This is a genomic window from Pseudomonas sp. LF020, from assembly GCF_053456425.1.
The window spans coordinates 310,436-332,983 of sequence record NZ_JBRFIX010000001.1; the positions used below are offsets into that span (position 1 = coordinate 310,436).

The window sequence follows — 22,548 nt, forward strand, 5'->3', positions numbered from 1 at the left end:
GTTGACCCTGAACCGAGGTGAGGCCATCGCTGGCAAGCCAGCTCCCACAGGTTTAGCGCAATCCTTGTGGGAGCTGGCTTGCCAGCGATGGCGTCATGTCAGTCAACACAGAGGCTGACTGACGCAACAACGTCCATCTTCAGTTAACGATCACTGACCTGCGGAGTGTCTTCTTTCGCCGGCTTCCAGCTTAGCAACTGCTGTTTGAAGCCATAACTGGCCGCCTGGTAATACGCAATCGCCCGGCTGACCAGCGGATCATCGCTGCTGACCCGCGACTCGCGGCTCTCGGTCAGCGCATCGTCATGCCGGCGCAAGCCCTGGCGCGGGCTGAGGATCGCCAGATCCTTGCCGTCGAACAGACCCAGATGCTGATAGTTGCCGACTACCACGCGCGGTGGCAGCGGGTTGTCCTGCAACAGGTTGCGGCCAAAGAACGTCGAGGTGTAATCCAGGTTGAGCAAGCCCAGCAGCGTCGGGGCCAGATCGATCTGGCTGGCCAGCTGCGCGCTCTCGCGAGCTTCGATCATTTTCGGCGCGTAAATGAACAGCGGGATCTGATAGTTGGCGATCGGCAAGTCTTCTTTGCCGGCGCTGCCCGCGGTGTGGTCGGCGACGAAGATGAAGATCGTGTTGTCGAACCACGGCTTCTGCCGCGCCTGCTCGAGGAACTGACCAATCGCGTAGTCGGTGTACTTCACCGCGCCATCACGACCGTTGCCGGACTTGATGTCGATCCGGTTGTCCGGGTAGGTGTAAGGACGATGGTTGGAGGTGGTCATCAGTTGCAGCAGGAACGGTTGCTGTTTGGCGTAGTCGGCATCCGCCAGTTTCAGAGTCTGGCGGTACAGGTCTTCGTCGGCCATGCCCCAGGCGTTCTTGAAGTGGATCTCGGATTCATCGACGCTGCTCTGATCGACGACGCGATAGCCGTTGCCGCTGAAGAACGCGTTCATGTTGTCGAAGTAGCCGCGTCCGCCGTAGACGAACACGCTGTCGTAACCCACCGCGCTCAACTGCTGGCCAAGGCTGGCGAAACCGCTTTCACGGCCGATGCGCTTGACGATCGAGCGGCCAGGCGTCGGCGGGATGGCCAGGGTGATCGCTTCCAGACCGCGGTCGGTGCGGGTGCCGGTGGCGTAGAAGTTATTGAAGTACAGGCTCTGCTTGCGCAAGGCGTCGAGGTTTGGCGTCAGGTTGCGACCGTCGCCATTGCTGCCCAGGTACTTGGCGCTCAGGCTTTCGATGGTCACCAGCACAATGTTCGGCTTGCGCGGGGTGCCCGGGTTGTCGATCACCCGGCGGATGTCCTGTGGGTCCTTGCCGATGAAGCGCGCGTCGCTTTCGCTCAGTTCGGCGCGGATCTGGCTGGCGACTTTTTCAGCGGGCAGGCTCTTGTAGAACTGGGTGTAGTCCAGTTCATTGTTACGGAACGCGGCGAAGAACTGATACGGGCCGTTGCTGGCCAGTTCGTTCTGGTAGGCGTTGCCGCCCTGGGCACGCGGGGCGTCCTGGCTGAGCAGTTGCAGGCTCAGACCCGCGACGATCAACAGGCCCAAGGCACTGAGCAGACGCCCGCGCAGCGCTGGCAGCGGGGCATTCATGGCGGCATTGAACGGCTTGCGCAGGGCGAAACTGATGCCCACGGCCAGCACCGCGAGGAGGCTCAGCAGTTTGCCGATCGGGTACGACTCGAGGACGTTGTTCAGCACTTCGTCGGAATACACCAGGTAATCGACGGCGATGAAGTTGAAGCGCACGCCGAACTCGTCCCAGAACAGCCATTCAGCCACCGCCACGAACAGCATGGCGAACAGGCTGATGGTCAGCAGGGCGCGCAGGAACCCGCGATGTCCACGACGCCGCCACAGGCCCGGCGGGCAGAGCAGCAGGTACAAGCCCAGCGGCAATGCCGCATAGGCCAGGAACCCCAGGTCGTAGAGCGCGCCGATGCCGAACACCGAAAGGGCAAAGCCGCCGGCCTCATCCAGGTGAGTCAGCAGCAGTACCGCTCGGGTCAGAAGAAAGATGACCAGCCAGGCGCCAGTGATCAGCAGCAGAAAGCGCATAGGCGCTGTCTTGAAAGAGTCCATTGTTTCGTTTTCCTTATATCAATGGCGCGCGAGTGTCGCGGCGCCACTGTAGTCAGGTTGTGAATCGATAGTGAAAACTTTGTTAAATATTTAATTTGCCTGGGCAAATGGATTCGCGCGCTTGCCGGCCCTAGCCGTGAACCGGCGTTGGCCTTAAGCTGCGCGGGCCATGACGGCCGTTACTGTGTACGGAGGAGATGCCAATGCGAATTCTATTGGTCGAAGACAACCGCGATATCCTGGCCAACCTGGCCGATTACCTGGGGCTCAAAGGCTATACCGTCGATTGCGCCCAGGACGGCTTGTCGGGCCTGCATCTGGCCGCCACCGAGCATTACGACCTGATCGTGCTCGACATCATGCTGCCGGGGATCGACGGCTACACCCTGTGCAAGCGCCTGCGTGAAGATGCCCGACGCGATACGCCGGTGATCATGCTCACCGCCCGCGATCAACTGGACGACCGCCTGCAGGGCTTCAAGTCCGGGGCCGACGATTATCTGGTCAAACCGTTTGCGCTGTCGGAACTGGCGGCGCGCATCGAAGCGGTGATGCGTCGCACCCAGGGCGGCGGTCGCCGTGCGTTGCAGGTCGGCGATCTGACCTACGACCTCGACACGCTAGAAGTGACCCGCGAAGGCAAGCTGCTCAAGCTCAACCCGGTCGGCCTCAAGCTGCTGGCAGTCTTGATGCAGAAGAGTCCGCACGTCCTGCGTCGGGAAATTCTCGAAGAAGCGCTGTGGGGCGATGACTGCCCGGACAGCGACAGCCTGCGCAGCCACGTCCACCAATTGCGTCAGGTGATCGACAAGCCTTTCGCCAAGCCGTTGCTGCAAACCGTGCACGGAGTGGGTTACCGCCTGGCCGAGGGGCGTGATGGAGTTTAAGCAAAGCCTTTCCCAGCGGATCATCATCGCCTTTGCGCTGATGAGTGCGCTGGTGGCCGGGGCCTTCGCCATGGGCATTGTGGCGACGGTGCACCTGGTGGAGGAGAAACTGATTTCGGCGGGGCTGGGCGGCGATCTGCAACGTCTGCTGCTGATGGACAACGTCTCGGACTGGAGCCATCGCCCGGAGCCGGATCAGTTGTTCTATTTCAGCGGCGGGCCGGGTGATTTCGAGCTGCCCAAGGATCTGCGTCACCTCGATGCCGGTTTCCACGAAGTGTTCCGCGAGCAGCTGTCGTATCACGCGATGGTCGAGATCGTCGACGGTCGTCGCTATGTCCTGCTGCAGGATCAAAGCGATTTCGAAGAACGTGAACGCGTACTGTTTGCTGTAGTGCTGGTGGGTTTTGTGCTCAGTCTGGCGCTGGCGGTATTCCTCGGCTGGGTGCTGGCGCGCAAAGTCATGGCACCGGTCGTGCGCCTGGCTCGGCAAGTACGGCATCGCGATCAGTTGCTGGGGCTGGCGCCGCCGCTGGCACCGGACTATGCGGCTGACGAAGTCGGCGAACTGGCGGTGGCGTTCGATGCCACGCTGGGGCGCCTGCGTCAGGCGCTGACCCGCGAGCGGCTGTTCACCAGTGACGTCAGCCACGAACTGCGCACACCGTTGATGGTACTGGCCAGTTCCTGCGAATTGCTGTTGGAGAATCCGGGACTGGATCAACGCGGGCGTGCCCAGGTCGAGCGCATCGCCCGCGCCAGCGAAGAAATGCGCGAACTGGTGCAGACCTTCCTGATGCTCGCCCGCGCCCAGCGCGAAGATGCCGGTTCAGCGCCGCAGCAGAACATCAGCCAGGTGGCCGATGGCTTGTTGAGTATCTGGCGTGAACCGATCGAATCGAAAGGGCTGCGGTTGATATTCGAGCCGGGCCATCCGCCGGACACCTGCTTCAACGCGACTCTGCTCAGCGCGGTGATGGGCAATTTGCTGCGCAACGCCTGTCACTACACCGAGCAGGGTTTCATTCGCCTGACGCTCAACGACAATGGATTTGTCGTCGAAGACTCGGGTGTCGGCATTCCCGAGGAAAAACGTGAAGCCATGTTCCAGCCCTTCGTGCGCGGCAATGAGAAGCGCGGCGAAGGCCTCGGCCTGGGCCTGTCGCTGGTGCAGCGGATCTGTGAAAACCAGGGCTGGGAAGTGACACTGAGCACGATGCAGCCCAATGGCTGCCGCTTTGAGGTGACGCTGGGCCGTACTGACGGTCGCTAATGGCCCTGCGCTATTGCTTTCTCACTGTAAAACCCTGTAATAGTTTGCCTGTTTACCTGACGTAATTTTCACAAAGGGACGACCTGACGCTGACATGCCATTAACTATGGTAGGGGCATCAGTTATTCAGGAGTCCTGAAAATGAGCAGTCCGATCAAGCTCGATTTTTCCGAAAAGTATGATGACCAGCATGCACAAAAATATTTGCGCAAGCACCAGGACGGTTTAGGTCGTCGGTTGTCACATTGGCGGGACGAGCAATTGGCCCGCAAGGCGCTGACGCTGGCGGGTGAGCCGGGGTTGGTGCTGGATTTGCCCTGCGGTGCAGGACGCTTCTGGCCATTGCTGGCGGAAAAACCCAATCGAGTGATCATTGGCGCGGACAATTCCGAGTCTATGATCAAGACCGCGATGCAGGCGCAACCGGCTGATGTGGTGAAACGGGTACAACCTTTGCACACGTCAGCGTTCGATATTGCCTTGCCGGATAACGCTGTCGACAGCATTTTCTGCATGCGTTTGCTGCATCACATCGGTGAAGCCGAACATCGGCGGACGATTTTGCGCGAATTCGAGCGTGTCACCCGTGACAGCGTGATCATTTCGTTGTGGGTGGACGGTAATTTCAAGGCCTGGAAACGCAAGCGCGCCGAACAGCGGCGTGGGCAGGAAGGTTACCAAAACCGGTTTGTGTTACCGGCTGTGACAGTAGAAAAAGAGTTCGAAGAAGCAGGTTTTCGCATTCAGGAACAACTGGATTTTATTCCGCTGTATGCCATGTGGCGGGTTTACGTATTACGCAAGAGGTAACAGGATGGCGGTGCAAATAGCAGCAGAATCGGAAGTCGCTCCCCAGGATCGCTTCGACTACTACTGGAACCAGCGCGGTGAGTGGGTGGAAGAACCCAACGTGCGCCGTGGCGGGGAAAGTGGTGTGCAACGAGTCGTGGGCCGTGACGGCCAGTTACTGTATGCCAAGCGCCAGACCGGACATATCTATCGCAGTTGGCTGCATCCTTTCGGCCGCCCTACAGTCTTGCGTGAGCTGGATGCGCTGACCGGTGTCAGCCGCCTCGGCGTCCGCGTCCCGCAAATCGTCTTCTGCGGTGCGCAGCCCGATCCGCAACACAAGTGGCGTGCGCTGCTGGTGACCAAGTCGCTGGACGGTTTCGACGAACTGGAGAAGTGGGAAGCCGCCGGTGGCCGTGCCCAATATGGCGAAGCCGTTTACGAGCGCGTCCTCAAAGACCTGGCTGAAAACCTCGCGCGCATGCACAAGGGCCGTTGGCAGCACAGCTGCATCTACATCAAACACGTTTTTGTACGGGTGACCGGCGAAGGTGATGCGGCTCAGGTCGAAGTGGCATTGATCGATCTGGAGAAATGCCGTCAGCGTCTGACCGCTTATCGCGCGGCCTCCCATGACATGAAGCAATTGCGTCGCCATTCGTCGTTCAGCGACACGGACTGGAAAAAACTCGTCTACTTTTATGAGACGGCGTTTGGCAGCGCTATCAAAGGTTTATAGCGATGAAACTCGAAATTGCACGAGGTTTGTTTCTGGTTGGAGCCTTGGCAGTTGCTTCATTGGCGGTGGCGGCCTGGGAGCAGCCCCGCATGCAGGTGATCGGTGCTACCACAGGCGATGCTCACTGCGCAGTACCACGGGTGGCGAAAGCCTCCGTGGCGACTAAACCTGACCATGATTTGTTGCTATTCATGTTCGGACTTTCTCAAGGGATGAGGCCACAGAGTTGAACCGATTGAAGCCAAAATGAAAGGCCTCGCAGATGCGAGGCCTTTTTTATGGATCAATGAAAATCCCCTCTGATACAAATTCACCCTGTAGGAGCTGCCGAAGGCTGCGATCCTTTGATCTTGGCTTTTAAAACAAAATCAAAAGATCGCAGCCTGCGGCAGCTCCTACAGGGACAGAGATAGGGACAGTGAAACGCTCATGATTTGGCATCCGGTTTTGCCAATAGGGTGTAAATGCACGGCAACACGAACAGGGTGAACAACGTCCCGATCGACATCCCCGTGGCAATCACGGTGCCGATGTCAAAACGGCTCACGGCGCCCGCGCCGGTTGCCAGAATCAACGGCACCATGCCGAACACCATCGCCGCCGTGGTCATCAACACCGGGCGTAAACGAATCGCCGCCGCTTCTTCGACCGCTTCGCGCGCAGTCAGACCCTTGTCCTTGCGCAACTGGTTGGCGAATTCGACGATCAGGATCCCGTGCTTGCTGATCAGCCCGATCAGCGTCACCAGCCCGACCTGGGTGTAGATGTTCATGCTCGACCAGCCCAGGAACAGCGGAATCAACGCTCCACAGATCGACAGCGGCACCGTCACCAGAATCACCAGCGGATCACGGAAGCTTTCGAACTGCGCTGCCAGCACCAGGAAAATGATCGCCAGCGCCAGGGCGAAGGTTACCCACAGAGCGCTGCCCTCCTGCACGTACTGGCGTGAAGCGCCGCCATAATCGAAGGCAAACCCGGCTGGCGCTTCTTCGCGGGCGATCTGCAGCACGGTGTCGATGGCCTCGCCCATGCTGACCAGCGGGAATCCGGAAATCTTCGCCGCGTTGAGTTGCTGGAACTGGTTGAGCTGGCGCGGTCGCGCCCGGTCGCTGACCTTGATCAGGGTCGACAGCGGCAGCAGCTCACCCTGGGTGTTCTTCACGTAGTAGTTGTTCAGCCAGCCGGGATTTTCGCGATACGGTCGTTCGACCTGGGCAATCACCTTGTAGCTACGGCCTTCAATGGTGAAACGGTTGATTTCCGCCTCACCCAGCAGCGTCGCCAGGGTGCCGCCCAAGTCGAGCATCGACACGCCCATCTGCGCGGCTTTGGCACGGTCGATATCGACCACCACCTCCGGCTTGTCGAACGCCAGGTCGAGGTCGACGAAGGCGAACTTGCCGGACTCCATCGCGCGTTTCTTGATCCGGTCGGCCACTTGCAGCAGCAACTCGTAGTCGTTGGCGGTATTGACCACGAATTCGAACGGCAAACCTTCACCGGTGCCGGGCAACGAGGGCAGGTTGAAGCCGAAGATCTGCAGGCCGGGGATACTCGCCAGTTTGCCCTGGACCTCGGGCAGGATCTGCATCTGCGTGCGACTGCGTTCGTTCCACGGCTTGAGCAGGAAGCCGCCGATGCCCGCTTGCACGCCGTTGTAGCCGTTGATCTGGAACGAGGAGTAGTACTCCGGAAACTCCTTGAAGATCTTGATGAATTCGTCGGTGTACGTGCTCAGGTAATCAAGGTTGGTCGGCTGTGGGGCGGTGGCCATCATGAAGATGATGCCTTGGTCCTCATCCGGTGCCAGTTCCGACTTGGTGAACTTGAGAAACACCGGGATCAGGCACAACACGATCACCGCGAACACCAGCACCACCGGCCGCGTGTTCAATGTGCCGTGGAGCATGCTCTGGTAGCGGCGCTTGAGACCGTCGAAAATGCGGTCGAGGCGGTGCGCCAGGCCACTGGGGTTTTCTTCGTGGCGTAACAGCAGGGCGCACATCATCGGTGACAGGGTCAGGGCGACGATCCCGGAGATCACAACGGCGCCGGCCAGGGTCAGGGCGAATTCCTTGAATAGCGCCCCGGTCAGCCCGGTGAGGAAGCCGATCGGCGCATACACCGCCGCCAGGGTGATGGTCATCGACACCACCGGCATGGCGATTTCCCGCGCACCTTCCAGCGCGGCCTCCAGCGGCGTCTTGCCTTCCTCGATGTGCCGGTGGATGTTCTCAACCACCACGATCGCGTCGTCCACCACCAGACCGATGGCCAGCACCATCGCCAGCAGGGTCAGGAGGTTGATCGAATAGCCCATCATTTGCATGAAGAACATCACGCCGATCATCGACAGCGGGATGGTCACCACCGGGATCACCACCGAGCGCAGTGCCCCCAGGAACAGGAACACCACGACGATCACGATCAGCACCGCTTCGAACAGGGTTTTCACCACTTCGTCGATGGACGCCTGGATGAACTGGGTGGCGTCGTAGGCAATCTCGCTTTTGAGGTTGGGCGGCAATTGCGCTTCCAGCTCCGGCATCAGCTTGCGCACTTCCTTGATCACATCCAGCGGGTTGGCGCCGGGCGTGGCCTTGATGCCGATGTACACCGACGGCGTGCCGCCGAACGAACTGATCGAATCGTAGTTTTCCGCGCCCATCTCGACCCGCGCGACATCGCTGAGCAGCACGCGGCTGTCGCCACTGACCTTGAGCGGGATCGCCGCGAAGGCTTCGGCGGACTTCAGTTCGGTGTTGGCGTTGATGCTGGTGACCACGTACTCGCCCTTCACCTCGCCGGCGGCGGAGAGGAAGTTGTACTGGCGCACCGCGTTGGTCACGTCGCTGGCGCTGAGGCCGAAACCGGCGAGCTTCACCGGGTCGAGCCACAGGCGCATGGCGAATACCTGATTACCGAGAATCTCCGCCTCGGCCATGCCCGGCAGTGTCGCCAGTTTCGGCTGGATCACCCGCGACAGGTAGTCGGTGATTTGCGGGTTGCTCAAGTCCTTGCTGAAGAAGCTGATGTACATCAGCGCCGAGGCGTCGGCCGATTCCTTGCTCAGCACCGGGTCTTCGGCGTCCTGCGGCAGTTTGTTCTTCACCTCGTTGGCCTTGGCCAGCAGTTCGGTGAACAAGCGGTCGGTGTTGGAACCGATGCGCGCGTAGATCGAGATCACCGAGAAGTTCTGGCGGCTGACCGAGGTCATGTAGTCGATGCCCTCGGCGCTGGCCAGACTCTGTTGCATCGGTTGGGTGATGTAGCCCTGAATGGTCTCGGCGTTGGCCCCGGGGTAGGCGGTGGTTACCGTGATCAGAGCGTTTTCCATTTGCGGGTACTGGCGCAGCGGCAGCTTGCTCCAGGCCTGGAAACCTAGCAGCACAATCAGCAGGCTGACCACGGTGGCGAGCACCGGACGGCGGATGAACGGATCGGTAAAAGCCATGGGGATTCCTTGATCAGTCGGCGCGAGGCGGACTGTTCTGCTCGCCGAGGGTCTTGTCGTCGCTGATGGCAATGTGTGCGCCGTTGTCCAGTTTGATCTGGCCGGCGGTCACCACTTGTTCGCCGCTCTGCACGCCCTTGTTGATCATCACCAGGCCATCGCGGCGCTCACCGGTCTCGATGAAGCGACGTTCGGCGATCAGTACCGGTTGGCCCTTGTCGTCTTTTTCGACGCTGCCGTCCTCGGCCTTCTTTTGCCCGACCACGTACAGCGAGTTGCCGTAGAGGGTATAGGTGATCGCGCTTTCCGGGACCACGATGTGTTTCTGCGGATCGGGCAGCAACACGTTGAGGCTGGCGAACATGCCCGGCAGCAATTTGCCGTCGGGGTTGGCCAGGGTCGCGCGCACCAGAATATTGCGCGTGGTGCTCTCGACAATCGGGTTGATCGCGCTGATGGCGCCGGGGAAGTTCTGCCCGGGATAGGCCGCGACACCGATCTGCACCGGTTGCCCGATGGCCAGTTTCGGCACCGATTGCTCCGGCACATAGAAGTCGGCGTAGAGGCTGCTCAGATCCTGCAGGGTGGCGATTTTGGTGCCGCTGGCGAGGTAGTCGCCGACATCCACCTGACGGATGCCGATGGTGCCGCTGAATGGCGCAAGGATGCGTTTTTTTGCCAGCGAAGCGTTGAGCTGATTGACCGTGGCCTTGTTCTTTTGCAACACGGCGGAGAGACGGTCGTACTCGCCTTTGGAGATCGCGCGGCTGTCGACCAGTTGGCTGCCGCGACCGAAATCCAGTTGCGCCAGTCCCAGGTCAGCCTTGGCGGTTTCCAGCAGGGCGGTCTCGACCGCGCTGTCGAGCTGCAGCAGCGGTTGCCCGGCCTTGACCTTCTGCCCGGATTCGAACTTGAGTTCGGTGACGGTGCCGGCGACTTCAAGACTAAGCTCGACGCCTTGCAAGGCTTTCAGCGAGCCGACGGTGGGCAAACGCATCTGCCACGGCTGTTCGCTGGCGCGGGCCACGGCGACGCTGATCGGCGGTTTCGGTTTGGAGAAGCCCTGGATCATGGTGTAGATCGAAAAGGCTTTGTACCCGCCCAATACCAGGACGACCAGCAAGACAACACCCAACATGATCAGCATGCGGCGACGCAGCATATTTCCAGTTCCTTGGATAAATCAGGTGAGACAGGCGGGCACATTACTCCGAGTCAGGTGGGGATTCCAACTGCCAGTTTTTACAGGGAGGACGAATAAAACCCCTGTGGCGAGGGAGCTTGCTCCCGCTGGACTGCGCAGCAGTCCCATGCTTTTGAGTTAAAAAGCGGGGCCGCTTCGCGCCCCAGCGGGAGCAAGCTCCCTCGCCACAGTTACAGCGTTGATTCAGGCCATCAGGTGCAGATGGTTGTCCCAGAGCCCCGCCGGCAATTCCAGCGGCTTGGCCAGCAGCTCATCCTGGCGGCAATCGTAGTAGCGGCAGCGGCCCTGACCGGAGGTCACGACAAAACCGTCCCTCACCGCGCCGACACCCGCGCAATCGGGCAACGGCGCGTCGAGACGCACCTCGCCGCTGTCCAGGTCCCAGATGAAGAAGCGGTTGCCACGCGGCGCAGTCAGCGCCACCAACCGCAGCTCGCTGTGCACTGCGACGCTGGCGGTATAGTGCCCCATCGACTGCAACTGATGCTCTGGCACCGGGAATGCCACGAAGGGCTGGCCCGGACGCTTGATCGCCAACAGCTCGGAACGCTCATGCGAGGCGCCCATGAACTGCTGGCCGGCTACGATGGTGCCGTCGCTGGCAATGCCCAGATGACGCACGCTGTTCATCTGCTGGGCGAGGGTTTCCTTGCTCAGCAGAGTGCCATCGCGCTGCATCAGCACCAGGCTCGGTTCCATGGCGTTGAGGTTCATGTCGACGCGGCTTTCGGCCTCGGTGCGGATCCCGCCGTTGGCCACCACCAGGGTTTCGCCATCGGGCATCCACGACACCTGATGCGGGCCGAGGCCATGGGTGGAAATCTCGCCGCTGTGCACCAGCCGCTCGCCTTCGAACTTGTACACCCCGAGCAGGCCACGCCCCGGATCCGTGGTGTCGTTCTCGGTGGCGTACAGGTATTCGCCGTCCTTGTGCACCACGGCGTGGCCGTAGAAATGCCGGTTCGGCTGCGACGTCACGGTTTGCAGCAACGTCCCGTCGCGCAGGTCGATCAGGTAGCTCTCGGTGCCCGGGCGGCGGGCGACGAACAGTGCGATCGGCAGCGTCGGGTGGTTGATGATGTCGTGGCAGCGCTGGCCGACCTCGGTGGCGAACACCCGAGTGCCGTCCAGCCGATAACCGACGGCGTAATGCTTGCCGTCGGTGTCGTCGCGCGCCGAGAGCAACAGCGGGCTCTGATCCTTGCGCTTGAACAGCGTCCAGCCGCCCAGTGTCACTGCTCCCAGCAGCAAACTACCTAAAGTCAGAGCCTGGCGTCGCAGCATGGCACTTGCCCTCATCAGTCACCGTCGTTGGCGTTGAAGCCCAGTTGGATGCCCAGCGCCTTGGCCAGCTCGCCTTCGTGCAGGCGATGGACGACGTTGAGGCTGTCGTAGAGATCGTTGAGTTGTTGACGACCGGCGTCGTCCTGGAGCATTTCGGTCAGCGAGCGCTGGCTGCTGTCGAACAGTTTCAGCGACGCGGCGTAAGCGGCGTCGATCTTGTCCGCCAACGGTTTCTGCTCGGCCGGCAGCAGACCGCGCAGGCCTTTGTTGTCGACGCCTTCCCAGACGGTTTTGGCTGCAGCGAGGCTGGCTTCCAGCGCGGTCAGCGACGACTGGCTGCGCCACGCATCAGCCTGGAACGGCTGCGGCACGCCCTTGCTCTGACGGCCCATCGGCGTACCGAGTTTTTTCTTCAGGGTGTCGAGGGCGGTGACCTGCACACGCAGCAGATCGGCGATCGCTTCGTGGGAGTCGGCGTAGCGCTGGTTGGGGAACTTGCTCATCTGCGCGAGCATGCCGTCGGTGTTGTTCCAGCTCTGCAGAATCTCTTCGGCCAGTTGCTTCTGGCGCTCGCCGATGGCGATCAGCAGTGGGCAGTATTTGGCTTTCTGCTCAGCGTTGGCGACGTCCGGTTTTTCATCGAACAGGATGTACTCGTAAGCCGACAGGCCCTGCACCACCACGCTGGATTTGGCCAGGGCGGCGGCGTCGATCTGCGGCTGGGCGACCACCAGTTGCTCGACCTGACGGCCGACGAGGTTTTTCTTGTCCGGCCAGAACTGCACCTGCCACGAACGGTTGCCCTCGGCCAATGGGCCGATCAGCAGCGGTTGCAGCTCGGCCCAGGCTTTCTGCGCGTGCAGGAAGTCGGCGCGAGCGGTTTCCAGGGTTTCCTTGCCTTGGCAGTAGGCGAGGGCGCTGACCGCCAGTTGCTTGTCGGCTTCGACCCAACGGGTATAAGTCGGCAAGATCACCGATTTGGCGATGGCCGCCGACGTGACCGCTTGCGGGTCCTGCGGCGAGCAGGCGCCGAGGGCGAGTGCGGCAAGGCTGGTGAACAACAGCTTGGGACGGAACATGTCGGGCTCCCGATTCTTTTAAGTGTTTAAAGTGAGTTCAAGAACGCCAGCAGCGCGGCACGCTGCTCGGCGTTGAAAGACAAAACCTGTTGCTGCGCCTGCTGCGCTTCGCCGCCATGCCAGAGCACGGCTTCGAGCAGGTTGCGGGCGCGGCCGTCATGCAGAAACTGGGTGTGACCACTGACTGCCTGCGTCAGGCCGATCCCCCACAACGGCGGGGTGCGCCAGTCGCGGCCGGAGGCCTGGAATTCAGTGCGGTTGTCGGCCAGACCGTCGCCCATGTCATGCAGCAGCAGATCGCTGTACGGGCGAATCACTTGATTGGCCAGTTCAGGTTCGGCGGCGTTGGCGGCGGTGGTGTATTTGGGTGTGTGACAGGACTGGCAGCCAGCCTGGAAGAACAGATTCTTGCCGGCCAGCACTTGTTCGTCGTTGACGCCACGACGTGCCGGCACTGCGAGGTTGCGGGTGTAGAACAGCACCAGACGCAGGATGTTGTCGCTGACTTCCGGCTCGCCGTCCAGGCCATTGCCGTTCGGCGCCTGTTTGCAGGCGGTTTGCGCGTCGGTGCAGTCATCGAAGGGTCTCAGGCGGGTGGTGAGGCCCATATCACCAGAAAACGCGTGAACATTTTGTTGATTGAGATTCGGTTGCCCGGCTTTCCAGCCAAATCGACCCATGACGGTCTTGTGCAACGCGTCATCCCAGACCTGATTCGGTCGACCATTGATACCGTTGTTCTCTTTGGCTTGCGCGGCGGCGTTGGCGAGGATCGCTTCCTCCGGGATCGCTTCGAGCAGGCCGAGGCCGATCATCGGCGGCGCGACCCGGGCGGAGAAACGCGTGTCCGCGTGCATCGGGCCGTAGCCCAACTGAGTGAATTGCAGAACCGGTTTGCGCAGCTCGACTTCGGTGCCGTCCTTGAAACGGATCGGCACCGGCGTGTACTCGACGCGCACCTTGCCTTCCGGTGTGACCCCGGGCACCGCCATGTCCTGGAACTGGCCGCCGTAGACCGGTTCCGGCACCACGCCGAGTTGCTCGATGACGTTGGCGTAGGCCGGCGAATCGGGAATCGACAGGCGCACCAGCATTGACACCGCGTTCGCCGCATCGGGCGCTGGCGGGTGGCCACGACCATCCTTGATGTGGCAGTTCTGGCAGGCGTTGGTGTTGAACAACGGGCCGAGGCCATCGCGGGCGGTGGTGGTCGACGGGGCGATCACCCAAGGGCTGCGGAAAAAACTGTTGCCGACACTGAAATCGACCCGACGCGACGGTGGCAGGTTGGCCGAGGGCAGGGAGAACGCATTCTGGTCGGTCTTGCGCACGGTCGTTGCACCGCCCGAACGCGCTTCACCGGGCTCGGCCTTGGTAAAGCGCGGGGCGTCATCGCAGGCACTCAGGCCCAGGGCCAGAAACAGTGCGGACAAGCGAAGCGGCAGCGAGGGCATCAGACATCCTGCGGACGGGCGAAAACAAAGGCGCAAAGTCTAACAGGGCGAGGGAGTTTGAATAAGAGGAATTATCGTTTGCTTGATTTGCGGCAGAGTTTCACTCGAGACCAAGGCGCAGCCATCGCTGGCAAGCCAGCTCCCACAGGATTTGTGTTGTACCCGGAGTGTGTGAACGCCGCGAAAACTGTGGGAGCTGGCTTGCCAGCGATGGGGCCATCAGCATCACCGCCAAAAGCAGGCATGAAAAAGGCGACCCGGAGGTCGCCTTTTTCAGTCGAACGCGCGTGATCAGAACTCGTGATCAGCGTTGTCCGGGTTCAGGTCGCTGATGCCCAGCTTGCCGGCAGCGGCTTCGATCGAACCGGTCTGTTTGACCAGCGCGGCGATGGCGTCACGCACGATCTGGTTGCCGGCGGTGTTGCCCGCAGCGATCAGTTGGTCGTAGTGCTCACCCTTGTTGGCGTGATCGACCATGACCTGGATCTTGGCTTCGGTAGCGGCCAGATCGGCTTTCAGCGCGTTGTCGGCAGCCGGGTCGGCCTTGGCCACCAGCGACGACAGGCTGGCGCCGGTCAGCTTGGTGCCGTCGGTGCGGGTGTACTCGCCCAGGTACACGTTACGAATGCCTTTGGCATCGTAGAAGTGCGAGTTGTGAGTGTTGTCGCTGAAGCAATCCTGTTCGTCTTCCGGGGAGTTGGCTTCCAGGGAAACCTTCATGCGCTCGCCCGCCAGTTCGCCCAGGGACAGACTGCCCATGCCGAACAGCATCTTGCGCAGGCCGCTTTCAGCCGGTTCGGCTTCCAGGGTGGCGCGGTAGTTGTCAGCCACGTTCGGCTTCCAGTTACCGACCATTTCTTCCAGGTCGCTGACCAGCAGTTGGGTCACGGCTTTCAGGTAAGCACGGCGACGATCGTTGTGACCACCGGTGGCGCCTGCGCCTTCCAGGTAGTCCGACGCCGGACGGTTGCCGGCGCCCGGGCCGGTGCCGTTCAGGTCCTGGCCCCAGAGCAGGAATTCGATCGCGTGGTAGCCGGTGGCGACGTTGGCTTCGGAACCGCCCAGTTCGTTGAGGCTGGCGAGTTTTTCCGGGGTGATGTCCTTCACGTCAACCTTGTCTTCGCCGACCTGGACTTCAGTGTTGGCGATGATGTTGGCGGTGGCGCCCGGGTTACCCAGCGCGTGTTCGTAGGATTTGTCGACGTAGTCGATCAGGCCTTCGTCCAGCGGCCAGGCATTCACCTGACCTTCCCAGTCGTCGATGATGGTGTTGCCGAAGCGGAACACTTCGCTCTGCAGGTAAGGCACGCGGGCGGCGACCCAGGCAGCCTTGGCGGCTTTCAGGGTGTCGGCGTTCGGCTTGGCGAGGAACGCGTCGACGGCGGTTTGCAGGGTTTTCGCGGTGGATTCGGCATCGCTGTAAACGGCGAAGACCATGTCGGCGTAGTGCGCGACCACAGCCTTGGCGGCGGCTTCGTCGACTTTACCGGCAGCGGCAGGTGCTGGAGCGGCAGCGGTGCTGGCGGCCGGCGTCGGCGTGGCCGGGGCGGCAGCCTTGTCTTTGCCTTCGCCGCAACCGGCGAGGGAAATAGCGATGGCCAGCAGACTGGCGGTAGCCAGAGGCATACGAATCATGGCGAACATCCTGCTTCGGTAATGGAATGGACAGGGCGCGGGGGTGCGCAAAGCTGCGACATAATGCAAATCTTTCGCATTATGTGTAAAGGGTTGTGGCTGGAAATATTTCTTGTTTACGCAGATCAAAAGATCGCAGCCTGCGACAGCTCCTACAGGGGAATGCATTCCAAATGTAGGAGCTGCCGAAGGCTGCGATCTTTTGACTTTATAAAATAGCCGCGTTGCTGCGCTGGGCCTGCTTGAGATAAGCGCCCAGCTCCCGGGCCGGCAGTGGCTTGCTGTAGTGGTAACCCTGACCTTCGTGACAGCCTTCGGAGATGATGTAGGACTCCTGCTCGGCGGTTTCCACGCCCTCGGCAATCACCTGCATGCCCAGGCTCTTGCCCAGCTGGATGATGGCGCGAACGATGGTCGCATCGTCGTCGTCATCCAGCAGATCCTGGACGAAGCTCTTGTCGATCTTGATCTTGTCCAGTGGCAGGCTTTTCAGATAACTCAGCGATGAATAGCCGGTGCCGAAGTCGTCGATGGCGATCAGCGCACCGGAGCGGCGCAGGCTCAGCAGGTGCTGGGCGGCGGTGCTGATGTCTTCCATCAGGCCGGTTTCGGTGACTTCCAGCTCGAGGCTGCGCGGCGGCAGGCGGTAAATCTGCAACAGGTTGTTGACCACCCGCGGTAGCTCGGCGTGGTGCAGTTGCACGGTGGACAGGTTGACCGCCATGCGCAGATCGACGAAGCCCTGATCATGCCATTCGCGCAATTGCTTGCAGGCCTGATCCAGCACCCACTCGCCGATGGCGATGATCGTGCCGTTCTGTTCGGCCAGCGGAATGAACAGGTCTGGCGGCACCAGACCGTGCTCCGGGTGCTGCCAGCGAATCAGCGCTTCAACCCCGACCACCCGGTGATCGCGGTAGCTGATCTGCGGCTGATAGACGAGGTAGAACTGGTCGCGAATCAGCGCATCGCGCAGGTCTTTCTCCAGTTCGCGACGGCGACGCATCTCGCTGTCGACGCTGGCGATGTAGAACTGATAGCGGTTGCGCGAACGGGTCTTGGCCAGCGTCATGGTCTGTTCGGCCTTCTGCAACAGCTTTTCGGTGCTGTCGCCGTCCTCGGGGAACAGGGTGATGCCGATGGTCGCGCGCAGACGGATTTCCTGATGGTCGAGGGCAAACGCCGCTTCCAGATCATCGAGGATGCTTTGCGCCAGCTCCGCCGCTTCGTAAGGTTGCTCGATATCGGCCTGCACCAGCGCGAACTGGTCGCCACCCAGGCGGGCGAGGGCGCCGAGGCGACCGCTGTGGGCGCGCAGGCGGTCGGCCAGCGCCAGCAGCAACTGGTCGCCGGTCTGGTAGCTGAACTGCTCGTTGATCCCTTTGAAATCATCCAGCCCAACGCACAACACCGCGACCCGGCGTTGCAGCTTGCCGGCGTCGACCAGAATCTTGTCCAGTTGCTGCTGCAATTGCTGGCGGTTCGGCAGACCGGTGAGGAAGTCGTACTGGGCCATGCGCAACAGGCTGTTTTCCGCTTCGTGGCGCAGGTGCGTGTTGCGTTCGATGGATTCGAGCAACTGGTTGGCGGTGTTGATCCAGATGCCGAGTTCGTTTTTTTCGTGGCCCTTGAGCTGCGGAATCTTGTGCTCGCTGGGGCGATCCGGGTTGATTTCGGTCAGGTGCTCGATGATCCGCGACAGCGGCTTGGTCAGCAGCCAGTGATAAACCAGATACAGCACCAGACCCATGGCCAGGGCGCGCAATACACCGGAAATGAAAATGATCACCGAACTGACGAGGAAACTCTCGCCATAGGTCGCGGTGTCGAGGGTGATGCTCAGGTCGCCGTAATACTCGCTGTACGGGCCGCGACCGACCAGTTGGGTGGTGAAGGTGCGCTCCTGGCCGAGAATCAGGTCAGTCAGCCAGCGGCTGTTGGAGTGCTGCAACTCACGGGATTTTTGCGCGAGCATCGCTTCATTGGGATGGCCGATGGAAGCCTGGCGCACGGCGTCGTCCTGGAACAGGCCTTCGATCACCTGCATGCCCATTTCCCGGTCCAGGCTGTAGACCGCCTGAGTCGAGGGATCGCGGAACATGTCGAGGATGCGCTGCGCGTCGCCGGCCACCGCCTGGCGGGTTTTATAGGCATCGAAAACAATCTGGGCGCAGCTCAAGACTACGCCGACGATCAATGCCGAAAGGAGCACGACCCGGAGCAACTTCACCGACAAGCTGTTCTTGAGTTCCAGCTTCAAAGGGTTATTCCTTGTTCCGTGCGGGTAGCGTCAAGTTGCCATGAGTATTGGCAATCCCGTGTTGGCAGTCAAAGGGACATTCAAGCCCGGGAACATTTGCCCGTGGCCTTGGCCGAAATGCTGCGGTCTGGAGTCCCAGCTCTATTTGTACTGTGTCGGTAGTTTCGGCCCTCAACTTGAGCAGTCAGGAACAAATTTTCGCTGATTTGATGGTAGCCCGCTGTGCTGCCCCGGCAAGTGGCCGGAGCCAGCGTTCATCGTGAGAAAAACGCTATTCCCTGTAGGAGCTGCCGCAGGCTGCGATCTTTTGATCTTGCTTTAAAAAATCAAAGTCAAAAGATCGCAGCCTGCGGCAGCTCCTACAGGAAAACAGAGGCGCCAGAAATTGTGGCACGGTGCGGCAGCTCCTACAGAAATCAAAGGCATAAAAAAACCCGGCATCAGCCGGGTTTTTTTATCTGGCGCGCAGCTTAAGCGGTGAAGGTTTTGCCTTCGAACTGCTCAGCGACGAACTTCCAGTTGACCAGGTTCCAGAACGCTTCAACGTACTTCGGACGCAGGTTGCGGTAGTCGATGTAGTAAGCGTGTTCCCAGACGTCGCAGGTCAGCAGCGGGGTGTCACCGCTGGTCAGCGGGTTGCCGGCGCCGATGGTGCTGGCCAGAGCCAGGGAACCGTCAGCCTTTTTCACCAGCCAGCCCCAGCCGGAACCGAAGGTGCCGATTGAGGTTTTGCTGAACTCTTCCTTGAACTTGTCGAACGAACCGAAGGCTGCGTTGATCGCTTCAGCCAGTGCGCCGGTTGGTTGACCGCCGGCGTTTGGCGCCAGGCAGTTCCAGTAGAAAGTGTGGTTCCAGACCTGAGCGGCGTTGTTGAAGATGCCGCCCGAGGAAGTCTTGACGATCTCTTCCAGGGTCTTGCCTTCGAACTCGGTGCCTGGCACCAGGTTGTTCAGGTTCACGACATAGGTGTTGTGGTGCTTGTCGTGGTGAAATTCCAGGGTTTCCTTGGAAATGTGCGGCTGCAGGGCATCGTGTGCGTAAGGCAGCGGCGGCAATTCGAAAGCCATGATGATTCTCCTAATCAGGTCTGTTGCGGTGAGCGCAAGGCCGATCACGGGCGGCCAGAAATGCACCGACGAGTTTTTACTCTTTGCGGCGCAGAGTTCGGATCATAGCACCGGGGTCAAGGCTTAACCACGCAACAACTGTGTGGGATAGAGGTTCCAGAGCTGTTTGGAATAAATCACTGCGCCAATATCAATTGCCCTGCGACTGTAAACATCATCACTGCCACCAGAAGATCAAGAATCCGCCAGGTACTCGGTCGCGCCAGCCACGGCGCGAGCCATGCGGCACCGAGGGCGAGGGTGAAAAACCACAGCAGCGAGGCACTTGCCGCGCCCACGACATAAGCGCCCGGCACTGATTGCTGTGCACCGAGCGAGCCGATCAACAGCACCGTGTCCAGATAAACGTGCGGGTTGAGCAACGTCACTGCCAGCGCGCTCAGCATCACCGCGCGCAACGAGCGTACGGTGTGGTTTTCGCCCTGATCCAGACTCTGTTTCGAGAACGCCCGGCGCAACGCCTGGCTGCCGTACCAGATCAGAAAGACTGCACCGCCCCAGCGGGCCACCGCGAGCAAGGTCGGGTTCTGCGCCAACACGGTGGCCAGACCAAACACCCCGGCCGCCACCAGCAGCGCGTCACACGCCACACACAGCGCCGCGACCGGCAGGTGATGTTCGCGGCGCAGGCTTTGGGCCAGGACAAAAGCATTCTGGGTGCCGATCGCCATGATCAGCCCGAACGCCACCAGCAGGCCGTTCACATAGCTTTGCCACATAAAGAGTTACTCCGCGTTGGCTGCGAGATCGCGCAGCACGTGCATGGCGCGTTCGGCGTCGGCCTGACCGACAAACAAATGATCGTGGTAGTAACCGGCGATCACGTTGCAACTGATCCCGGCCTTGCCCAATGCGCTGGCGAACGCAGCGGTGAGGCCGACTGCTTCCAGTGCCGAATGCACGTTGAGGGTGATCCACGCTGCGACATAATCGAAAGCGAACCCGGCGTGTTCAGCCTGGGAGCGTTCAAGGATCACGGTCAGGCCTTCCTGCTCGCGGAAGCTGCCGACAATCTCCAGCCCGCTCGGCAACAAGTTGTCAGGCACGGTGCAAAACACGTATTCGCCGACGTTGAGCTGCGGGCTCATGCTGCGCAGCAGAGTTGTGAGTGAGGTTTCGCCAGCCATTGCCGTGTTCCTTGATAAAGAGTGCTTGCTGGCTATTCTCCGGTCGAAAGCGGTATAAGAAAAACCAATAGTGCTGATCGCTCATTAGGAAAACTGATGTTCGACTACAAATTGCTTTCCGCTCTGGCCGCTGTGGTCGAGCAGGCCGGATTCGAACGCGCTGCGCAGGTGCTGGGCTTGTCGCAATCGGCGATTTCCCAGCGGATCAAACTGCTGGAAGCGCGGGTCGGCCAACCGGTGCTGGTGCGCGGCACGCCGCCGTCACCGACGGAAATTGGCCGGCGGCTGCTCAACCATGTGCAGCAGGTGCGCCTGCTCGAACGTGACTTGCAGACCTTGGTGCCGGCGCTCGACGAAGAGGGTCTGCCGGAGCGGTTGCGCATCGCGATAAACGCCGACAGTCTCGCCACCTGGTGGGCCGAAGCCGTGGGCGATTTCTGCGCCGAACAGCATTTGCTGCTGGATCTGGTGGTGGAAGATCAGACCGTCGGCCTCAAGCGCATGCGTGCTGGGGAGGTGGCGGCGTGTGTCTGTGCCAGCGAGCGCCCGGTGGCCGGGGCGCGCAGCGTGTTGCTCGGGGCCATGCGTTACCGGGCGCTGGCCAGTCCGGCGTTCATCGAGCGGCATTTCCCCGACGGCGTGCGCGCCGAGCAGTTGCCGCGTACGCCGGCGCTGGTGTTCGGGCCGGACGATTTTCTCCAGCATCGTTACCTCGCATCCCTCGGTGTCGATGGCGGTTTCGAGCATCATTTGTGCCCGTCCTCCGAAGGCTTTGTGCGCCTGACCGAAGCCGGGTTCGGCTGGGGACTGGTGCCGGAACTGCAAGTGCGCGATCAGTTGCAACGCGGCGTATTGCGCGAACTGTTGCCAGATAAACCGATCGATGTGCCGTTGTACTGGCATCATTGGCGCAATGGCGGTCAGTTGCTGGCCTTGCTGACCGAGCAATTGCTACGTTCTTCACCGCGCTGGCTGGTGCCCTTGGGCTGATGGTCAGCGTCAAGAAAGACGTATAGGTAAACGAAAGACATCGGAGCGTTACATGAAAATTCTGGTCACCGGCGCAAGCGGCTTCATTGGCGGACGCTTTGCGCGTTTCGCTTTGGAGCAGGGCCTGGACGTGCGGGTCAACGGTCGCCGGGCCGAAAGCGTCGAGCATCTGGTGCGCCGTGGCGCCGAGTTCGTTCCGGGCGATCTGACCGATGCGGATCTGGTGCGCGAACTCTGCGCCGACGTCGAAGCCGTGGTGCACTGCGCCGGTGCCGTCGGCTTGTGGGGACGCTATCAGGACTTTCATCTGGGCAACGTGCAGGTTACCGAGAACGTCGTCGAAGCCTGCCTCAAGCAGCGCGTGCGGCGGCTGGTGCATCTGTCGTCGCCGTCGATCTATTTCGATGGCCGCGATCACCTCGGCCTGACCGAAGAGCAAGTGCCCAAGCGCTTCAAGCATCACTACGCAGCGACCAAGTACCTGGCCGAGCAGAAGGTCTTCGGTGCGCAGGAATTCGGTCTGGAAACCATCGCCCTGCGCCCGCGTTTCGTCACTGGCGCCGGCGACATGAGCATCTTCCCGCGCCTGCTGAACATGCAGCGCAAGGGCCGTCTGGCGATCATCGGCGATGGCCTGAACAAGGTCGATTTCACCAGTGTGCAAAACCTCAACGAAGCGCTGCTCAGCAGTCTGCTGGCGGCCGGTTCCGCGTTGGGCAAGGCTTACAACATCAGCAATGGCGCACCGGTGCCGCTGTGGGATGTGGTCAATTACGTGATGCGCAAGATGGAAGTGCCGCAGGTCAGCAAATACCGCTCGTACGGTCTGGCCTACAGCGTCGCGGCGCTCAACGAAGGCGTGTGCAAACTCTGGCCGGGCCGCCCGGAGCCGACCCTGTCGCGGCTGGGTATGCAAGTGATGAAGAAAAATTTCACCCTCGACATCAGTCGCGCCCGGCATTATCTGGACTACGATCCGAAAGTCAGCCTGTGGTCGGCCCTCGACGAGTTCTGTGGCTGGTGGAAAGCTCAGGACATCCGTTGATACAAGTCGGTTGGCCGGCAATGAACCGCACTGCCGCTTGAGGGTCAATCCCTGCGGCTGCGGCGGTTATACTTCGCAGCATTTAGCCATCACCGCGTTCCACAA

The 22,548-nt window shown here is 60.9% G+C and carries 18 protein-coding genes; 7 read left to right on the top strand and 11 right to left on the bottom strand.

Features of this window, described 5'->3' with window-relative positions; genetic code table 11:
- Positions 1-143: 143 nt before the first annotated feature.
- The gene (locus ACU680_RS01430) at positions 144-2,093 is read right to left on the bottom strand and encodes an LTA synthase family protein (RefSeq protein ID WP_448178454.1); all 1,950 of its coding nucleotides are present in this window, start codon (positions 2,091-2,093) and stop codon (positions 144-146) included.
- A gap of 203 nt (positions 2,094-2,296) precedes the next feature.
- Between ACU680_RS01430 and colR the strand changes: the two genes are divergently transcribed.
- From colR to ACU680_RS01455, 5 genes are all read left to right on the top strand, one after another.
- Positions 2,297-2,980 (top strand): two-component system response regulator ColR, encoded by a 684-nt coding sequence (colR, locus tag ACU680_RS01435; RefSeq protein ID WP_007964011.1) that lies wholly within the window; start codon positions 2,297-2,299, stop codon positions 2,978-2,980.
- Positions 2,970-4,253 (top strand): sensor histidine kinase, encoded by a 1,284-nt coding sequence (locus tag ACU680_RS01440; RefSeq protein ID WP_448178455.1) that lies wholly within the window; start codon positions 2,970-2,972, stop codon positions 4,251-4,253. The genes colR and ACU680_RS01440 overlap by 11 nt, the downstream gene beginning before the upstream one ends.
- Before the next feature lie 141 nt (positions 4,254-4,394).
- Positions 4,395-5,063 carry a class I SAM-dependent methyltransferase gene (locus tag ACU680_RS01445; protein ID WP_007964014.1) on the top strand — a complete coding sequence of 223 codons (669 nt, stop codon included), beginning with the start codon at positions 4,395-4,397 and terminating at the stop codon, positions 5,061-5,063.
- Between the two features lie 4 nt (positions 5,064-5,067).
- The gene (locus ACU680_RS01450) at positions 5,068-5,781 is read left to right on the top strand and encodes a lipopolysaccharide kinase InaA family protein (RefSeq protein WP_367085576.1); all 714 of its coding nucleotides are present in this window, start codon (positions 5,068-5,070) and stop codon (positions 5,779-5,781) included.
- 2 nt (positions 5,782-5,783) lie between these two features.
- A complete protein-coding gene (locus tag ACU680_RS01455; RefSeq protein WP_025111684.1) occupies positions 5,784-6,011 on the top strand; it encodes a hypothetical protein in 228 nt (75 codons plus the stop codon).
- 197 nt (positions 6,012-6,208) lie between these two features.
- Here ACU680_RS01455 and ACU680_RS01460 read toward each other — a convergent pair whose 3' ends face one another.
- The 10 genes from ACU680_RS01460 to ACU680_RS01505 form a co-directional block, all read right to left on the bottom strand.
- A complete protein-coding gene (locus ACU680_RS01460; RefSeq protein ID WP_400760653.1) occupies positions 6,209-9,238 on the bottom strand; it encodes a multidrug efflux RND transporter permease subunit in 3,030 nt (1,009 codons plus the stop codon).
- A gap of 13 nt (positions 9,239-9,251) precedes the next feature.
- Positions 9,252-10,400: an efflux RND transporter periplasmic adaptor subunit gene (locus ACU680_RS01465; RefSeq protein ID WP_097086027.1), complete on the bottom strand. Its 1,149-nt coding sequence runs from the start codon at positions 10,398-10,400 to the stop codon at positions 9,252-9,254.
- Positions 10,401-10,625: 225 nt separating this feature from the next.
- Complete coding sequence (locus ACU680_RS01470; protein WP_448178456.1) at positions 10,626-11,726, bottom strand: DUF1513 domain-containing protein; 1,101 nt, start codon at positions 11,724-11,726, stop codon at positions 10,626-10,628.
- A 14-nt stretch (positions 11,727-11,740) separates the two neighbouring features.
- Positions 11,741-12,805, bottom strand: coding sequence for an imelysin family protein (locus ACU680_RS01475; protein WP_096795126.1), 1,065 nt, complete (start codon positions 12,803-12,805; stop codon positions 11,741-11,743).
- 26 nt (positions 12,806-12,831) lie between these two features.
- The gene (locus ACU680_RS01480; RefSeq protein ID WP_448178457.1) at positions 12,832-14,259 is read right to left on the bottom strand and encodes a di-heme oxidoreductase family protein; all 1,428 of its coding nucleotides are present in this window, start codon (positions 14,257-14,259) and stop codon (positions 12,832-12,834) included.
- 291 nt (positions 14,260-14,550) lie between these two features.
- Positions 14,551-15,894, bottom strand: a complete 1,344-nt coding sequence (locus tag ACU680_RS01485) for an imelysin family protein (protein WP_007964025.1) — start codon at positions 15,892-15,894, stop codon at positions 14,551-14,553.
- A 208-nt stretch (positions 15,895-16,102) separates the two neighbouring features.
- The gene (locus tag ACU680_RS01490) at positions 16,103-18,154 is read right to left on the bottom strand and encodes a putative bifunctional diguanylate cyclase/phosphodiesterase (protein WP_367085571.1); all 2,052 of its coding nucleotides are present in this window, start codon (positions 18,152-18,154) and stop codon (positions 16,103-16,105) included.
- Positions 18,155-18,624: 470 nt separating this feature from the next.
- A complete protein-coding gene (locus tag ACU680_RS01495; protein WP_003227660.1) occupies positions 18,625-19,221 on the bottom strand; it encodes a superoxide dismutase in 597 nt (198 codons plus the stop codon).
- 176 nt (positions 19,222-19,397) lie between these two features.
- Entirely contained in the window at positions 19,398-20,000 is a 603-nt protein-coding gene (locus tag ACU680_RS01500) for a LysE/ArgO family amino acid transporter (RefSeq protein ID WP_007964027.1), read from the bottom strand.
- A 6-nt stretch (positions 20,001-20,006) separates the two neighbouring features.
- Positions 20,007-20,408, bottom strand: a complete 402-nt coding sequence (locus ACU680_RS01505; RefSeq protein WP_448178458.1) for an ACT domain-containing protein — start codon at positions 20,406-20,408, stop codon at positions 20,007-20,009.
- A 96-nt stretch (positions 20,409-20,504) separates the two neighbouring features.
- Between ACU680_RS01505 and ACU680_RS01510 the strand changes: the two genes are divergently transcribed.
- Together ACU680_RS01510 and ACU680_RS01515 are read left to right on the top strand one after the other, a co-directional pair.
- A complete protein-coding gene (locus tag ACU680_RS01510; protein ID WP_095136979.1) occupies positions 20,505-21,398 on the top strand; it encodes a LysR family transcriptional regulator ArgP in 894 nt (297 codons plus the stop codon).
- 52 nt (positions 21,399-21,450) lie between these two features.
- Positions 21,451-22,443 (top strand): NAD-dependent epimerase/dehydratase family protein, encoded by a 993-nt coding sequence (locus ACU680_RS01515; RefSeq protein WP_448178459.1) that lies wholly within the window; start codon positions 21,451-21,453, stop codon positions 22,441-22,443.
- The last annotated feature ends 105 nt before the right edge of the window (positions 22,444-22,548 follow it).

Excerpts from the sequence above, each read along its gene's own strand:
- ACU680_RS01430 (WP_448178454.1), bottom strand. The coding sequence starts at position 2,093 with ATGGACTCTTTCAAGACAGCGCCTATGCGCTTTCTGCTGCTGATCACT.
- colR (WP_007964011.1), top strand. The coding sequence starts at position 2,297 with ATGCGAATTCTATTGGTCGAAGACAACCGCGATATCCTGGCCAACCTG.
- ACU680_RS01440 (WP_448178455.1), top strand. The coding sequence starts at position 2,970 with ATGGAGTTTAAGCAAAGCCTTTCCCAGCGGATCATCATCGCCTTTGCG.
- ACU680_RS01445 (WP_007964014.1), top strand. The coding sequence starts at position 4,395 with ATGAGCAGTCCGATCAAGCTCGATTTTTCCGAAAAGTATGATGACCAG.
- ACU680_RS01450 (WP_367085576.1), top strand. The coding sequence starts at position 5,068 with ATGGCGGTGCAAATAGCAGCAGAATCGGAAGTCGCTCCCCAGGATCGC.
- ACU680_RS01455 (WP_025111684.1), top strand. The coding sequence starts at position 5,784 with ATGAAACTCGAAATTGCACGAGGTTTGTTTCTGGTTGGAGCCTTGGCA.
- ACU680_RS01460 (WP_400760653.1), bottom strand. The coding sequence starts at position 9,238 with ATGGCTTTTACCGATCCGTTCATCCGCCGTCCGGTGCTCGCCACCGTG.
- ACU680_RS01465 (WP_097086027.1), bottom strand. The coding sequence starts at position 10,400 with ATGCTGCGTCGCCGCATGCTGATCATGTTGGGTGTTGTCTTGCTGGTC.
- ACU680_RS01470 (WP_448178456.1), bottom strand. The coding sequence starts at position 11,726 with ATGCTGCGACGCCAGGCTCTGACTTTAGGTAGTTTGCTGCTGGGAGCA.
- ACU680_RS01475 (WP_096795126.1), bottom strand. The coding sequence starts at position 12,805 with ATGTTCCGTCCCAAGCTGTTGTTCACCAGCCTTGCCGCACTCGCCCTC.
- ACU680_RS01480 (WP_448178457.1), bottom strand. The coding sequence starts at position 14,259 with ATGCCCTCGCTGCCGCTTCGCTTGTCCGCACTGTTTCTGGCCCTGGGC.
- ACU680_RS01485 (WP_007964025.1), bottom strand. The coding sequence starts at position 15,894 with ATGATTCGTATGCCTCTGGCTACCGCCAGTCTGCTGGCCATCGCTATT.
- ACU680_RS01495 (WP_003227660.1), bottom strand. The coding sequence starts at position 19,221 with ATGGCTTTCGAATTGCCGCCGCTGCCTTACGCACACGATGCCCTGCAG.
- ACU680_RS01500 (WP_007964027.1), bottom strand. The coding sequence starts at position 20,000 with ATGTGGCAAAGCTATGTGAACGGCCTGCTGGTGGCGTTCGGGCTGATC.
- ACU680_RS01505 (WP_448178458.1), bottom strand. The coding sequence starts at position 20,408 with ATGGCTGGCGAAACCTCACTCACAACTCTGCTGCGCAGCATGAGCCCG.
- ACU680_RS01510 (WP_095136979.1), top strand. The coding sequence starts at position 20,505 with ATGTTCGACTACAAATTGCTTTCCGCTCTGGCCGCTGTGGTCGAGCAG.
- ACU680_RS01515 (WP_448178459.1), top strand. The coding sequence starts at position 21,451 with ATGAAAATTCTGGTCACCGGCGCAAGCGGCTTCATTGGCGGACGCTTT.